This window comes from Agromyces sp. MMS24-JH15, from assembly GCF_043518605.1.
Taxonomy (GTDB): Bacteria; Actinomycetota; Actinomycetes; order Actinomycetales; family Microbacteriaceae; genus Agromyces.
The window spans coordinates 2,180,995-2,195,976 of record NZ_CP171358.1 but is presented as its reverse complement, the minus strand read 5'-3'; the positions used below and the strand labels follow the sequence as shown (position 1 = coordinate 2,195,976).

Annotated in this window: 13 protein-coding genes; 2 read left to right on the top strand and 11 right to left on the bottom strand. The window is 72.3% G+C overall.

Annotated features, from left to right (window positions below):
- Positions 1-105 precede the first annotated feature (105 nt).
- Positions 106-621 carry an SRPBCC domain-containing protein gene (locus ACDF64_RS09935; protein WP_394550874.1) on the bottom strand — a complete coding sequence of 172 codons (516 nt, stop codon included), beginning with the start codon at positions 619-621 and terminating at the stop codon, positions 106-108.
- Between the two features lie 88 nt (positions 622-709).
- Here ACDF64_RS09935 and ACDF64_RS09930 point away from each other — a divergent pair, with 88 nt between their 5' ends.
- The gene (locus tag ACDF64_RS09930; protein WP_394550872.1) at positions 710-1,603 is read left to right on the top strand and encodes a helix-turn-helix domain-containing protein; all 894 of its coding nucleotides are present in this window, start codon (positions 710-712) and stop codon (positions 1,601-1,603) included.
- The gene (locus ACDF64_RS09925) at positions 1,600-2,463 is read left to right on the top strand and encodes an aminoglycoside phosphotransferase family protein (protein ID WP_394550871.1); all 864 of its coding nucleotides are present in this window, start codon (positions 1,600-1,602) and stop codon (positions 2,461-2,463) included. The genes ACDF64_RS09930 and ACDF64_RS09925 overlap by 4 nt, the downstream gene beginning before the upstream one ends.
- A 12-nt stretch (positions 2,464-2,475) precedes the next feature.
- Here ACDF64_RS09925 and menC read toward each other — a convergent pair whose 3' ends face one another.
- The 10 genes from menC to ACDF64_RS09875 all read right to left on the bottom strand — a co-directional run bounded on the left by menC (position 2,476) and on the right by ACDF64_RS09875 (position 14,981).
- The gene (gene menC / locus ACDF64_RS09920; RefSeq protein ID WP_394550869.1) at positions 2,476-3,666 is read right to left on the bottom strand and encodes an o-succinylbenzoate synthase; all 1,191 of its coding nucleotides are present in this window, start codon (positions 3,664-3,666) and stop codon (positions 2,476-2,478) included.
- Entirely contained in the window at positions 3,666-4,634 is a 969-nt protein-coding gene (locus tag ACDF64_RS09915; RefSeq protein ID WP_394550867.1) for a hypothetical protein, read from the bottom strand. The genes menC and ACDF64_RS09915 overlap by 1 nt, the downstream gene beginning before the upstream one ends.
- Positions 4,631-5,908 (bottom strand): saccharopine dehydrogenase family protein, encoded by a 1,278-nt coding sequence (locus ACDF64_RS09910; protein WP_394550865.1) that lies wholly within the window; start codon positions 5,906-5,908, stop codon positions 4,631-4,633. Before ACDF64_RS09910 ends, ACDF64_RS09915 begins: the two co-directional genes overlap by 4 nt.
- A gap of 82 nt (positions 5,909-5,990) precedes the next feature.
- On the bottom strand, positions 5,991-7,394 hold the full coding sequence (locus ACDF64_RS09905) for a D-arabinono-1,4-lactone oxidase (RefSeq protein WP_394550864.1): 1,404 nt from the start codon (positions 7,392-7,394) through the stop codon (positions 5,991-5,993).
- A gap of 25 nt (positions 7,395-7,419) precedes the next feature.
- On the bottom strand, positions 7,420-8,430 hold the full coding sequence (locus ACDF64_RS09900) for an arabinan endo-1,5-alpha-L-arabinosidase (RefSeq protein ID WP_394550862.1): 1,011 nt from the start codon (positions 8,428-8,430) through the stop codon (positions 7,420-7,422).
- Between the two features lie 17 nt (positions 8,431-8,447).
- Positions 8,448-9,959: an alpha-N-arabinofuranosidase gene (locus ACDF64_RS09895; protein ID WP_394550861.1), complete on the bottom strand. Its 1,512-nt coding sequence runs from the start codon at positions 9,957-9,959 to the stop codon at positions 8,448-8,450.
- Between the two features lie 143 nt (positions 9,960-10,102).
- A complete protein-coding gene (locus tag ACDF64_RS09890) occupies positions 10,103-11,041 on the bottom strand; it encodes a carbohydrate ABC transporter permease (RefSeq protein ID WP_394550859.1) in 939 nt (312 codons plus the stop codon).
- Positions 11,041-11,985 carry a carbohydrate ABC transporter permease gene (locus tag ACDF64_RS09885; protein ID WP_394550857.1) on the bottom strand — a complete coding sequence of 315 codons (945 nt, stop codon included), beginning with the start codon at positions 11,983-11,985 and terminating at the stop codon, positions 11,041-11,043. Before ACDF64_RS09885 ends, ACDF64_RS09890 begins: the two co-directional genes overlap by 1 nt.
- A gap of 197 nt (positions 11,986-12,182) precedes the next feature.
- Positions 12,183-13,511: an ABC transporter substrate-binding protein gene (locus ACDF64_RS09880; protein WP_394550855.1), complete on the bottom strand. Its 1,329-nt coding sequence runs from the start codon at positions 13,509-13,511 to the stop codon at positions 12,183-12,185.
- A 201-nt stretch (positions 13,512-13,712) separates the two neighbouring features.
- Positions 13,713-14,981 carry a family 1 glycosylhydrolase gene (locus ACDF64_RS09875; RefSeq protein WP_394550853.1) on the bottom strand — a complete coding sequence of 423 codons (1,269 nt, stop codon included), beginning with the start codon at positions 14,979-14,981 and terminating at the stop codon, positions 13,713-13,715.
- Position 14,982 lies beyond the last annotated feature (1 nt).

The following is a 14,982-nucleotide window of genomic DNA, read 5'->3' as shown; positions in this document are numbered from 1 at the left end:
CTCCTCTGCTCGGCCGAACGCGTGGGCCGAGCCTACGCGAAGCGACGCATCCGAATCGCCTGCGGCGGTCGGGCGCCCGGGAGCCGGCGCCGCCAGGGCCCGCGCTCAGCTCGGGAACGGCAGGGCGCGGCCGGTCTCGATCCAGCTCTTGTAGCTCGAGAGCAGGAGCGGCCAGGTGCCGGCGGCCTCGTCACGGGAGGGGTGGCCGGCACTCCAGCGGTCGTTCGCGAAGGCGAGGCGGGTGAGGCCCTCGCCCGCTGCCTCGATCCGCCACGTCATGCGGCTCTCGAGCTCGGCGTGGTTCGCGCGGTACGTCGGCCCGGGGTGCTCGGTGAGCTGCAGGAGGTTCGGCGCCTCGGCGCGGAGGACCTCGCCGTACACGTGGACGGTCTCGTCGCCGTCCTGCCCCGGCCCGACGTACTCGTATCGTTCGCCGGCCGCGAGGCGCCCCCGCAGCACGCTGCCCCACATCACGGCGCGGTTGCCGTCGTCGCCCGTGATCGCCGCCCACACCTGCTGCGGATCGGCGGCGACGTAGAGGGTCGTCTCGAAGTCCCCCGGCTCGGCCGCGAGGTCGGTGCTGGGATCGGTGGTGGATTCGGTCTCGGTCGCATTCGTCATGGGGTGAACGTACGGCGGGCCGGATGCGGTCGTCTTGAAGGAATGCGTCGACGGCGCATCGTCGGCGGATCGCGCCATACTCGGAGGCATGGTCGACGAAGCGGTGCACGCCGGCGATGCGCACTGGCGCCGTCGCGCCGGGGTCACCGCGGTCAAGGGCGTGCTCGACACCGACGGCGGACTGCGGGCCACGGCCGACGCACCGGTCGACGCGCCGGTGCGGCTCGACCGATACGCGCCTTCGGCGGCCGTCGAGCCGTTCGTGCGCCACTACTGGGTGCCGCGGTGGCACCTGCCGCCCGGCGCCGTCGTGGAGCAGCGCGCGCTCGACTACCCGTCGTCGAACCTCGTCATCGAGCCCGACCGGGTCGCCCTCCACGGTCCGGCGCGTGGCAGCACGGTGGAGCGACTCGAGGGATCGGGTTGGGCGTTCGGGGTGCTGCTGCAGCCGGGCACCGCACGAGCGCTCGTCGGCGATGCGGTGCGGCGCGCGGTCGGGGCATCCGTTGCGGTCGACGGGCTGCCCGGCTTCGACGACGTCGTCGCGGGCGTTCGTGCGGCCATCGCCGACGGCGACGACGCGACTGCCGTCGAGACGGTCGACGCGTGGTTCGCCGGCGCTGCGATCGAGCTCGGGGCCGACGGGGTCGCGGTGCGCGACGTGCTCGACCTCGTGGAGCGCGATCGATCGATCCTCCGGGTCGACGACCTGTCGGCGACCACGGGACGGACCGTGCGAGCGTTGCAACGCCTGGTCCGCGACCAGTTGGGGCTCACGCCCAAGCAGCTCATCCAGCGGCATCGCATGCAGGAAGCCGCGTGGGAGTTGGCGCGCCCCGACCACCGGCCACTGGCAGAGCTCGCGACCGACCTCGGATTCGCGGATCAGGCGCACTTCTCGCGGGACTTCCGCGACGTCGTGGGTGAGTCGCCCGCCCGGTATGCGGCGCACGCGGCGGCCGCGCCCGGGAACCGCCGGTGAGCGACATCGGCCCGGTCGATCCGGGGCACGCCGCGGATGCCGCGTGGTTGCGCCGTTGGCGGCTGCGAGCCGACGGCGACCTCCTCGTCACCGCGTCGAGCACGCTCCAACCGGTGCGGACGGCCCGCGGCGAGCCGGCGATGCTGAAGGTCGCCCGGCTCGAGGAGGAGGCGCGGGGGAACGGGCTGCTCGTCGCGCTCGCGGGCCGGGGTGCCGCACGCGTGCTGCGCTGGGACGGCCACGCGGTGCTGATCGAGCGTGCCACGGGCGGGCGCGACCTCGTGCGGATGGTCCAGGAGGGCGAGGACGACGAGGCCACGCGGATCCTCGTCGCGACGGCCGAGCGCCTGCACCGCGCGACGCCGGCCGTGCTGGCCCTCGAGCCCGTGCCGGAGCTCGTCGACCTGCGCACCTGGTTCCGGGAGCTGTTCGCCCGTGCCGACGACCTCACGCCACTGCACCGTCGCGGCGCCGACGTCGCCGCCCGCCTGCTCGACGATCCACGCGACGAGGTCGTGCTCCACGGCGACCTGCATCACGGCAACGTGCTCGACTTCGGCACGCACGGCTGGCTCGCGATCGACCCGAAGGGCCTGATCGGCGAATCGACGTTCGACCTCTGCAACCCGCTGTGCAACCCCTCGCACGAGCGGGCGCTGCTGCCGGGTCGACTGGCGCGGCAGTTCGCGGTCGCGGCGGAGGCGAGCGGCGTCGAAGCGGGTCGCCTCGCCGACTGGCTGCTGGCGTGGTGCGCCCTGTCGTCGGCCTGGTTCGCCGCCGACGACGACCCGCAGCACGCGGCATCCGCCGCCGCCATCGGCGAGCTCGCCCTCGGGCTCGGCCGCGACGACGGAGCCTGACCGGCGCGGCGCTCAGCGCACGACGACGGGCGCGCGGGTCGCCCACGCGCGCACGAGCTCCTCGCGCACGGTCACGCCCGTGCCCGGGGCATCCGGCACCCGAAGCTGCCCGCGGTGCTCGCCGTCGCCGAGCACGAACGGCTCCGTGAGGTCCTCGGCGAAGTAGCGGTCGCTCGCCGACGTGTCGCCCGGGAGGGTGAATCCCGGCAGCGCGGCGAGCGCGACGTTCGCCGCACGCCCCACGCCGGTCTCGAGCATCCCGCCCGCCCAGACCGGCACGCCGCGCAAGACGCACGCGTCGTGCACCCGGAGCGCCTCGAGGTACCCGCCCATGCGTCCGGGCTTCACGTTCACGACCGACGTCGCGCCGCGCTCGATCGCGTCGATCACGGTCGTCGTGCCGAGGATCGACTCGTCCAGGCACACGGGCGTCTCGCACGCGCGCGCCAGCCGCACGTGCGCCGCGAGGTCCTCCTCGGCGAACGGCTGCTCGATGAGCAGCAGGTCGAACGCGTCGAGCTGCGCGAGCAGCGGGATGTCCCGGGTCGTGTACGCCGTGTTCGCGTCGACCTGCAGCAGGCCCGCCGCGCCCAGCTCCTCGCGGACCGCGCCGACCGGCACGAGGTCCCAGCCGGGCTTGATCTTCAGCTTGATGCGGCGGTACCCGGCCTCGACGTAGCCCATGACCTCGTCGAGCAGCTCCTCCAGCGTCGGCGCGATGCCGACCGAGACGCCGCAGTCGACCCACTCGCGCACGGCACCGAAGCACTCGCTCATCGACCGGCCCTGCGCGCGGAGCTCGGCGTCGAGCACCGCGGCCTCGAGCGCGGCCTTGGCCATCCGGTGTCCGGCGACGAAGTCCAGCGCCGGCGCGACGGACGCCGCGAGCGGGACGCTCGCGATCGCCGCGCCCGCCCCGGTGCCCCCGACTGCGCCGGCTCGCGGGGCATCCACCCGACCGCGCAGCAGCGCGGGCGCGAGGTACCGCTCGATGACGGATGCCGCGCCGTCGACGTACTCGGAGGAATAGAACGGGTCGCGCCCCGCGACGCATTCGCCCCAGCCCTCGCCGCGGTCGGTGCGCACGTGCACGAGGAGCACGTCGCGCACGGTCTCGCGGCCGAACGACGTCTCGAACGGGCGCACGAGGGGCACGTCGAGGCGATGGAGCGTGATCGACTCGACCACCGGGATCTCGGACATCACGCCTCCCGATCGGGGTCGTCGGCGGTGAAGACGTAGTCGCCGGACACCACGAGCTCCGGGCGGAGCCCCCGTGCGAACGCGTCGTCGAACACGGTCCGGGAGCGCGCCCGGAGCTCCGCCGCGACCACTGGGCTCTCGATGCGGACCGCCTCGAAATCGGCCACGAGCTCGAGCGCCTCGCCGTCGGCCGCCCACGCGGGCCAGTGCCGCCGCCGCCTGGGCCGGGCTCCTGCGGCGGCGCGCACCAGGTCGGGGCCGTGCGCGAGCGCGCGGCGCGTGCGCGGGGCATCCAATCGCCACCGCACCTCGAAGCGGTCGCTGACGTCGCCGCCGCTGATCGCGTCGCGGAGGTCGCCGTAGAAGTCGCGGTGGTACGCCGCGACCTCGGCGCCCAGGCGCACGAGGTTGAAGTAGGCGTTGCGACGGATGAGCGGGTCGAAGGTCCAGCGGATCTCGTCGACCCCGTGCTCGAGGCAGGCCGCGCGCTGGCGCAGCTTGAGCGCGACGCCGATGCCGTGCCCGCGGGACGACGGATCGACCGCGTTCATGTGCGAGTGCAGATGCAGGCCGTCGCTCCAGCCGAGGAAGCCGACCGCGGCGCCGAGCGGCACGGCCGCCGGATCGGGAGCCCCGTCGGCCGGCACGGCGACCAGGACCGTGCTGCCGGCGTGCGAGAGCGCGCGGAGGAACGCCCGGTCGGGCGAGCGGCCCGGACCCCACGTGGCCTCCATCCGCTCGACGATCCCGTCGAGGTCGCCGACCTCCGCCGGGCGCGTGCGGACTCCCGCCGCGGCATCCCAGGCGTCGGCCAGCGCGTGCGCGTCGGCGACCCGCGCGCGCGCCTCCGCCTGGGCGTGCGGTCGCGACCGGGAGCGCGCGGGCGCGGGCGCGTGCTCGGTGTCCCCGGCGCGCCCGGCGTCCGGCGCCTGAGCGCCCGGGCCGTCGGGGTTCGGATCCACCGTCATCGCACCGGCCGATCCTCCAGCCCCCACCGCTGCCCGTACCCGCCCTCCTCGACGGGCCGCGCCATCAGCTCGAGGAACGGATCGGCCTCGAACGCCTCCGGTCCGAGCACGCCGACACCCGACCAGGTGCCCGACGCGAGCAGCTCGAGCGCGAGGACCGGGCCGAGCGCGGTCTGCCAGACCACGCACTGCGACCCGTACTCGCGCATCGTCCACTCGTTGTCGGCCACGTGGTACAGGTAGGTGCCGCGCGGCGCGCCGTCCAGTCCTCGCCCCGTCACCCAGACGCCGGCGCACGTCTTGCCCGTCATGCGCGGTCCGATCGTCGCGGGATCCGGCAGGGCCGCGGCCACGACGTCGCGCGGCGCGACCTCGACCGGCCCGGCAGCGCTCCGGACGCGGAGCGGGAGGGTCGAGTCGAGTCCGAGCCGGTGCAGGGTCTGCAGCACGCCGATGAAGTCGGCGCCGAGGCCGTACTTGAAGGTCACGCGCTTCGCGTCGAGCCAGCGCGGCATCAGGAGCACCTCCTCGTGCTCGACGTTCACGCACTCGACCGGGCCGATCCCCTCGGGGAACTCGAACACCTCCGGCTCCGAGAACGGCGCCGTGGTGAACCATCCGGCCTCCCGCTCCCAGATCACGGGCGGGTTCAGGCACTCCTCGATCGTCGTCCAGATCGAGAAGCTCGGCGCGAAGACCTCCTCGCCGGTCTCGTCGCGCACGACCAGGTTCGCGCCGTCGCGCGTGCCCAGCTCGTCGATCTCGCTGAACAGCCGGTCTGCGGCGTACCGCGCGAACACGTCGCTGAGTCCGGGCTCGACGCCCATCCCGACGAGCGCGAGCCGGCCCGCGCGCTCCCAGTCGTCGGCCTGCGCGAACTGGTCGTCGCCGAGCATGACGCCGGTCTGCGCGTGCGGATCGGTCGGGTGCGGCTCGCTGAGGCTCATGGCCATGTCGAGGTAGTCGCAGTCGGCGGCGAGCGCGCCCGCGAACACCGACGGCACGAACTTCGGCTCGACCGCGTTCATCACGTGGGTCGCGCCGTGCTCGCGAGCGACGGATGCCACGACGTCGGGATCGCTCGCATCGATCCGCGCGACGCTGAAGCGCTCGGCGACCGCGTCGCCGTGGTGCTCCCGGATCCAGTCGACCGTGCGGGCGGCGCGGCCCGGGTCGTAGTCGGCCACGACGAGGTGCTCGAAGAAGTCGCGCCGCGCGGCGATCTTGGCGATGGAGTCTCCGACGCCCCCGGCGCCGACGAGGAGGATCCGCATGCTCCGACGCTAGTGCCCGCGCCCGACGGCGGGGAGTCCCCAACTCGCTCCCCCGCGGCCGCGGGCGGGCCGCCGGCGCGGGCTAGAGGCCGAGGCGGTCCAGGTACGCGTTGCGGAACCGGCCCTCCGGGTCGAGGCGGGCGCGGAGCGCACGGAAGTCCTCCCAGCGGGGGTACCGTCGGGCGAGCTCGGCGGCGGGGAGCGTGAAGAGCTTGCCCCAGTGCGGGCGCGCGGACGCGGGCAGCGCCGCCTCGAGGTCCGGCAGCAGCGCGGTCACCGCCGGCTCGTCGAGCGTCCAGGTGAAGTGGATGCCGACGACGTCGGCGCCGTACGCCGGGCTGAGCCACAGGTCGTCGGCGCGAACCGTCCGCACCTCGCACACCTGCAGCAGCGGCGCGATCCGCGGCGCGAGCGAGCGCACGGCCTCGAGCGCGGCCACCGCGTCGGCGCGCGGCACGAGGTACTCGCTCTGGAGCTCGGCGCCGGCGGACGGCGTGAACTCGAGCTTGAAGTGCGGCAGGCGGTCGAACCACGGGCCGGGCGCGCCCAGCTGGTCGGTGCACGCGTCGGCTTCGACGCCGGGAATGGGATGCCGCTTCGCATCGGCCGGCACCGCGCCGAGCCCGGCGGCGACGTCGGCGACGGCCGCGACGTCGTGCGAGGATGCCCCGGCCGGAGGCGCCCCGTCGGCGAGCGTGCCGGCACGGGACATCCGCTGCTTGACCCAGAGCTGGTCGGCGCGCGCCGGATCCGCCCACGTGGTGAAGATGCTCACGCTCGTGCCGAGCGAGGTGACGGCGTCGAGGTCGGCGAGGATCGCGTCCCACGACGGGCCGTCGAACACCGTCTGCGCGACCTCGTAGGTCGGCTCGACGTCGAGTTCGAGCGCGACGACGACGCCGAGGGCCCCGAGCGAGACGACCGCGCCCGCGAAGTCCGCGTCGCCGCGGCGGAGGGTGACGAGGTCGCCCGCGGCCGTGAGGACCTCGACCGAGCGGACCGCGCTCGCGAGCGATCCGATCCGGTCGCCGGACCCGTGGGTGCCGGTCGCGACGGCGCCCGCGACCGAGATGTGCGGGAGCGATGCGAGGTTGGCGAGTGCGAGTCCGTCGGCCTCGAGACGCGGCGCGAGGTCGCCGTAGCGCAGGCCGCCCGACACGCGGACGGCGGTCGGCGGGCCCGCAGCCCCGACCGGCTCGTCGACGACGACCGACACGTCGGCGGGCAGCCCGTCGGTCGCGATGAGCGTGCCGTCGGTGTCCGCGAGGTCGTTGAACGAGTGCCGGCTGCCGAGCGCGCGGACGGGTGCGCCCTGCGCGAGCACGTGCCGGAGTTCGTCGATCGAGCCCGGCCGCGCGATGCGCGCCGCGCGGTATGCGAGGTTGCCGGCCCAGTTGGTCCCGATCGCCGGGTCGATCACGGGTCCGGGCGCGGCCCGGTCCCCCGGGTCGCCCGCCGGCCGTCCGTCCGTCATCGCGTCGCTCATCCGAGTCCTCTCGCGTGGCGTGCGGTCACCACCGCAGCACGGGCCATCCGTCGTCATCCCACTCCAGCGGCACCAGCGCGAGCTGGAACTGCCCGTTGAGGTCGCCGTCGTAGAAGTGCAGCGCCATCATCCCATCGGCGACCGACTGGCCGCCGGGACCAATGCGCGAACCCGCGGTCTCGGCGAGGATCGTGCCGCCGTCCTCGAGCATCGGGACGCCGTCGCGGTCGAGGTAGGGCCCGGTGATCTCCTCGGCGCGTCCGACCGCGATCTTGTACGTGCTCTCCGCGGCGCGGCAGCACGAGTCGCGAGACACGAACAGGAACCAGTCGCCGTCGTGCTCGACGAGGTACGGCGCTTCGATCGCATTCGGCGGGGCGCCGCGGTCGGCGAGGCGCAGCGGCTCCGAGGCATCCGCGTCGCCCGCCGCCGTGCCGGCCCGCAGCCCGCCCGGCCACTCGAGCTCGACCATCCGGATGCCGCTCCAGAACGAGCCGAACGCCATCCATGGCGTGCCGTCCTCGTCGGTCGCGACGCCCGGGTCGATCGCGTTGAAGTCGTCGACGGCCGACGAGGACACGACGGCGCCGCGGTCGACCCACTCGTACTCGGCGTCGTCCGGGTCGAGGGTCGTGTTCGTCGCGAGCGCGATGACCGACGTGTTCTTCCCGAAGGTCGATGCGGAGTAGTAGAGGTACCAGGTGCCGTCGTGCTCGACGAGCTCGGGTGCCCAGAGGTTCTGGACGCCCGGCACGGCCTCGCGCAGCCACTCGGGCTTGCGGTCCCAGACCTCGCCCTCGTACCGCCACGCGCGGCCGTCGCTCGAGGAGCGCACCTGGATGTTCCCGTCGGCCACGGTCCCGTTGCCCGTCGAGTACACGTACCAGGTGTCGCCCTGCTTCGCGAGCGCCGGGTCGTGCGTCATGAGGTCGCCGCTCAACTCCTGCGCGCCGGTCGGCGCGCAGCCGGCGAGCGCGACGCTCGTCCCCAGGACCACGGCCGCGGCGATCGCCAGGTACGCGACCAGGCGCCGCACGGCGGGCCCTCGTCGCATCACCCGAGCGACAGCGCGGTCCATGAGACGGGCGGCAGCGTGATCGTGAGCTCGCCGCCCGCGATCGCGGCGGTGTCGTTCGCCCGCGGGGCGACGCGCTCGCGGTCGGCGAGCGTGTTCTTCGCGTACACGTCCTCGTCGGCGATGAGGTGCGACTCGAGCACCGACACGTCGCCGAGGGCGGCGATGTCGATCGTGAGCGTCACGGCCTCGTCCTGGCTGCGGTTCACGAGGAACACCGCGGATGCCCCGGTCTCGGCGTCGTGCGTCGCGACCGCGTCGACGAGCGGCACGGTGCCGTAGTCCTTGGTCTCGTAGGTCGGCGCGTCGAGCTTCAGCTGCAGCGCCTCGCCCTGCGCGAGCCGCGAGGTGATCGAGAACGGGAAGAACGTGGTCTGGCGCCAGGCCGGGCCGCCGGGCTCGGTCATGATCGGGGCGATCACGTTGACGAGCTGCGCGAGCGACGCGCTCCGCACGCGATCGGCGTGGCGCAGCAGCGAGATGAGCAGGTTGCCGAACACGACCGCGTCGGCGACCGAGTAGACGTCCTCGAGCAGGCGCGGGGCGATCGGCCAGTTGTCGACGCCCTCGATCTTCTCGACGTTCTGGAACCGCGAGAGGTACCAGACGTTCCACTCGTCGAACGAGATGTCGATGGTCTTCGAGCTGCCGACGACGGCCTTCACGTGGTCGGCCGTCGCGACGACCGTCTCGATGAAGCCGTCCATGTCGACCGCGGACGCGAGGAACGAGCCGAGGTCGCCGTCCTTCTCCTCGTAGTACGCGTGGCACGAGATGTAGTCGACGTCCTCGTACGTGTGCGTGAGCACCACGCGCTCCCACTCGCCGAAGGTCGGCATGTGCGCGCTCGACGACCCGCACACGACGAGCTCGATCGACGGGTCGAGCTGGCGCATCGCCTTGGCCGTCTGCGACGCGATCTTGCCGTAGTCCTCTGCCGAGCGGTGGCCGAGCTGCCACGGGCCGTCCATCTCGTTGCCGAGGCACCACATCTTCACGCCGAACGCGTCGGTCCGGCCGTTGTCGATGCGGCGCTGGCTGAGCGTCGTGCCGCCCGCGATGTTCGAGTACTCGAGCAGGTCGAGCGCCTCGAGCGTGCCGCGCGTGCCGAGGTTGACCGCGAGCATGAGGTCGCTGCCGACCTGGTCCAGCCAGCCCTGGAACTCGTGGAGGCCGACCTGGTTCGTCTCGGTCGAGTGCCAGGCGAGGTCGAGGCGGCGGGGGCGCTGGTCGCGCGGGCCGACCGAGTCCTCCCAGCGGAACCCCGAGACGAAGTTGCCGCCCGGGTAGCGGATGGTCGAGACGCCGAGCTCCTTCACGAGCTCCACGACGTCCTGGCGGAAGCCGTCGGCGTCGGCCGACTCGTGGGCCGGCTCGTGGATGCCGTCGTAGACGTGCCGGCCGAGGTGCTCGACGAAGCCGCCGAAGAGTCGGCGCTCGATGCGGCCGACCGCGAAGTGCGGGTCGATCGTGAGGCGTGCGCTGGGCATGGTGGTGCTCCCCTGGGTTGTGCGTGTGCTGTCCGCGAGATGCGGGTCGGTCTGCCGGAGGCCCCGACGGGGCATCCGTGGTCTGGTGAGGATGCCCCGGGCCGGGGCATCCTCGCGTCTCTGGCGGCGCGTGCGCGCCGCGGTTACTTGATGCTGCCGATGGCGAGGCCGCCCTGCCAGTAGCGCTGGAGGAACAGGAACGACAGCAGCAGCGGCAGCACCGAGATGAAGGCGCCCGACGTGATGAGGTTCCACACCTGTTCGCCGCCCGCGCCGGAGTTCGACAGGGTCGTCCAGCGGTTGAGGCCGACCGTGACCGGCAGGAGCGTCGGATCGGTCAGCACCGCGAGTGGGAGGAAGAAGTTGTTCCACGTGCCGACGACGGCCAGCAGCAGCACGGTCACGATCGCCGGTCGCAGCAGCGGCAGCGCGACCTGGAAGAACGTCCGCCACTCCCCCGCGCCGTCGATGCGAGCGGCCTCGAGCATCTCGTCCGGCACCGCGTCCTGCGTGTAGATGCGCATGAGGTAGACGCCGAACGGGTTGAGCAGGCTCGGCAGGATGACCGCCCAGGGCGTGTCGATCAGGCCGTACTGGCTCAGCAGGATGAACGTCGGGATGGTGAGCGCCGTGAGCGGCACCATGACCGAGCCGAGCACGACGCCGAACACCGCGCCGCGCCCGCGGAAGCGGTACTTCGCGAACCCGTAGCCGGCGAGGATCGACAGGACCGTCGCGCCCAGTCCCGCCGTGAACGCGTACAGGAACGAGTTGCCGAGCCAGCGCCAGTAGATGCCGCCCTGGTGGGTGAACAGGCCCTGGATGTTGGTGAAGAAGTTCGCCGGGTCCTCGAACCAGAACGCCGGGCTCGAGAACAGGCCCGCGGTGCTCTTCGTGGATGCCACGAACAGCCACCAGATGGGGACGACGAAGTAGATCGCGAGGATGACGAGGAAGGCGTGCGAGCCGATGCGGCGGCCGCCCGTGCGGCGTCCGCGGACGCTGCGGTCCACGTGGCTGGGCACGCCGGTGACGGTCGTGTACGCGTCGGTCTTCGGCGTGATTCGGGATGCGATGGACATCACTTGAGTCCGCTCTGCTTGCGGGTGAGGAAGAGGAACAGGTACGACCCGACGAAGACGATCGCGCCGAGCGAGAACGCGATGGTCGACGCGTAGTTGAACTGGCTGTACGAGAACGCGAGCGAGAACGCGTACATGTTCGGGGTGTACGCCGCGTCGATGACGCCCTGCGCGATGTTGCGCATGACCACCGGCTCGGTGAAGAACTGCAGGGTGCCGATCAGGGCGAACGTGACCGCCATGACGATGGACGACGAGATCATCGGCACCTTGATGCGCAGGGCCGTCTGCCAGCCGTTGGCGCCGTCGATGCGCGCGGCCTCGTAGATCGAGGGGTCGATCGAGCGCAGCGCCGCGTAGATCACGACCATGTAGTACCCCGACCACTGCCAGGTCACGACGTTGACGAGACTGCCGAAGACGGTGTCCGGGGCGAGGAAGTCGGGTGTCGGCAGGCCGACGAGTTCGAAGAGCGTGCCGGCGGGGCCGAACCGCGGGCTGTAGAGGAAGCTCCACATGAGCGCGCCGATGACGACGGGGATCGCGTAGGGCGCGAAGATCAGGAGGCGCGAGGCCTTCGACATCCAGGTCGCGAGCGTGTCGAGCACGAGCGCGGCGCCGAGCGCGACGACGATCTGGAGCGGGATCATCACGACCGCGTACGCCGCGACCCGCAGCATGCCCTCGAGGAAGAGCGGGTCGGTGAACGCCTTCGCGTAGTTCGCCATGCCGGTGAACTTGGTGCCGGTCGCGAGCGTCGACGTGAACAGGCTCATGCCGAACGCGTAGAACAGCGGGAAGACGAGGAACGTCGCGAACACGACGAGGAACGGCGTGACGAACAGCCAGCCGACGCGCTGGCGCCGTTGCTCGAGGCTCGCGCCGCGGCGACGTCCGCCGCGCGGCGGGGCGGCCTGCGCGCCGCCGGCGAGGGTGGTGGTCATGGTGCTCATTTCTGTGGTCGCGTGGTCTGCCGCGTCGTGGCGCGCGATGGCTGCGGGGCGGGCCCCGGTGGATGTCCCGGATGCCCCGGTGCGGATGCCCCGGTGCGGATGCGGCGGGCGAGCCTTCGCGGTCGCCCGCCGCATCCCGGTCCGGAGCCCCGGGACCCCTCACAGGGCCCAGTGTGGTGCCTTGCGGCCTACTGCAGGGTGAATCCCTGCTCGGTGGCGTACTTCTCGAGCGACGCCTGCAGGTCGTCGAGCGCCGTCGCGCTGTCCTTCTCGCCCTGCACCATCGCGGCGAGCTGCTCGGTGAGCTGGTCGTACGCGTAGTTCTGGAACGGGCTGAATGTGAAGCCGGTGTAGCCGGCCGCGGCGTCGAGGAAGACGTCGTTGTTGATCTGCTGCCCGCCGAAGAACGGGTACTCGAGGTTGCGGAAGTAGTCCGACTCGAGGATCGGCTTCCACAGCGGGAACAGCGCGGCCTCCTCGATGCCGATCTTCCACGCCTCCTCGGTGCCGAAGACCTCCTTGGCGACGACCGCGGCTGCCTCCTTGTCCTCGGCCTGCGAGGTCACCGCGAAGGTCGAGCCGCCCCAGTTGATCTGGACGGGGTTGGCCGCGTCCCACTGCGGGACCGGCGCGGCCTTCCACTGCGCGTCGGGGTCGGCGTCGGAGAGGCCCGACAGGTAGCCGGGGCCCCAGGCCGCCGCGACGTAGATGGCGTAGGAGCCGTCGACGAGCTTGGTGTTGTAGTCGGCGGTGAAGGCGTCGTCGGTCGCGACGAGGCCGTTCTTGACCAGGTCGTCCCAGTACGCGAGCACCGACTTGGAGCCCTCGTCGTTGACGTCGATCGAGATCTCCTGCGGCTTCGCGGAGTCGTAGACGAACGGCACCGAGCCGGCCTGCGCGAACAGCGCCTGGTTGTAGGCGCGGCCGTTGGTCGGGAAGTCGGCCAGCACGCCGGGGGCGCCGGCGTCCTTCAGCGCCTGCGCGGCGGCGGCGAACTCGTCCCACGTGGTGGGGACCGGGATGCCGTACTGGTCGAGGATGTCCTGGCGGTAGAGCATGCCCATGGGGCCGCCGTCGACCGGGATCGCGTAGACCGCGTCGCCGGACGAGACATCCTTCCAGGCGCCCTCGGTGTAGTCGCCCTTGACGTCGTTCGCGCCGAACTCGGTGAGGTCGACGAGGCCGTCGCGGATGGTGAAGCTCGAGAGCACCTCGCTCTCGAGCATGATGACGTCGGGAGCGCCCGAACCGGCCTCGAGGGCGGTCGAGAACTTGGTGTACTCGTCGTTGCCCTGACCCGCGTTGGTCCAGCAGATCTGGACGTCGTCGTGCGACTCGTTGAACAGGTCGACGACGCCCTCGAACGCCGGGTACCAGGCCCAGACGCTGACCTGGGTCGCGTCCTTGTTGACGATCTTGTTGGTGCACGCGTCTTCCGACGCGCCGGCGCTGCAGCCGGTGAGGGCCGCGGCCGCGACGGCGACGACGCCGGATGCGGCCAGGAGCTTCCGCTTCATTGCTGTGATTTCCTCTCGCGGTGTCTCGACACCGTTGTCACTGGCGATGGGGGCTCAGCCAGCGTGAGAGGGATGCTCCACGCTGAGTCCGAGGCTTGTACAACGTTGTAAGTAAACGTTGTAGAGGAAATCTAGGCGAACGGACGCGCGGCTGTCAAGGCCGGGGTGGGCCACCCCGGCCGAACGCGCGGCACCCCTCGCTCAGCCCAGACCCGCGGCCACCTCCTGCGGGCGGCGGGCGGTCGCCGCGAAGGCGTCCGCGACCGGCGTGCGACGGCGTTCGAGCCCGTCGGCCGTCTCGGTGAGCTCGAAGAGCCCCATCGAGAGGCGGTGGTCCGCCCGCGGCCCGGAGCCGTGCCGGTAGGTCCACTCGTACATGTCGAAGAGCGGCCACCACGTGTACCCGACGACGGGGAGGCCGCCGGCGCGCAGGCGATCGACCTCGGCGACGGATGCCTCGAGCCAGCCGATGCGCTCGGCGACGCTCCCCGTCACGCAGGTCTCGGTGACCATGACCGGCGCGCCGTACCGCCGCGCGTACTCCTCCAGCATCTCGCCGAGCCCGGCCGCTCCGTCATCGCGGGTCGGCCGCGGATCGGCGAAGCCTCCGCCGTGGTGAACCCCCGCCTCGAAGACCTCGGTCGAATGCCGCGGGTAGTAGTTCACGCCCATGATGTCGGGCTGGGCCGGCCGAGCGGCGAGGCCGGCGAGCACCCGCTCGTCCGCGTCGTTCCGCAGGAGCACGTCGAGCAGCGGATGGCCCTCGCCGACGCGACCCGTCACGAGGTCCTCCACCAGGAACGCCTGGTGCCGGAGCCGCTCCGCCGTCGCCCGGTGCTCGGGTGCCTCGATCGCGCCGACGTATCGCATCGAGGCATCCACGTGCACGAAGGTCGCGCGTTCGCCCAGCACCTCGCGGATGCCGTGCTGGGTCGCCTGGAACCCCTCGGCGACGGCGAGCGCGAGCCGCACCGCACCCGCCTCGCCGTGCAGGTAGGGCGGCCAGTAGCCGTACTCTCCGCAGAACAGCACGTGGATCATCGGCTCGTTGACCGGCGTGTAGTCGGTGACGAGGTCGGCGTACCGCTCCGCGGCCGCGACCGCGTACTCGGCCACCCGCTGCGGGTAGTCGGGTGCCGCGAACTGCCCCTCCAGCCACAGCGGCGTGCCGTAGTGCAGGAGGTCCACGACCGGACGGATGCCGAGCTCGACCATCCGGCCGATCACCCGGTCCGTCCACCCCCAGTCCCACACATCGCGTTCCGGGTTCACGCGATGCCACGGGATGCCCCATCGAAGGAACTCCGCGCCGACGCCCGCCGCGAGGTCGAGGTCGGCGCGCCACCGGGCGTAGTGCTCGGTCAGCTCGTACTCGTCGATCGGGCGCAGGCCCGGGCCGCCCTGCGGCACGAACGTGTTCTCGATGCCGAGCCCGAACCTGAGCGGGCCCTCGGTGTACCAGTTGTGCAAT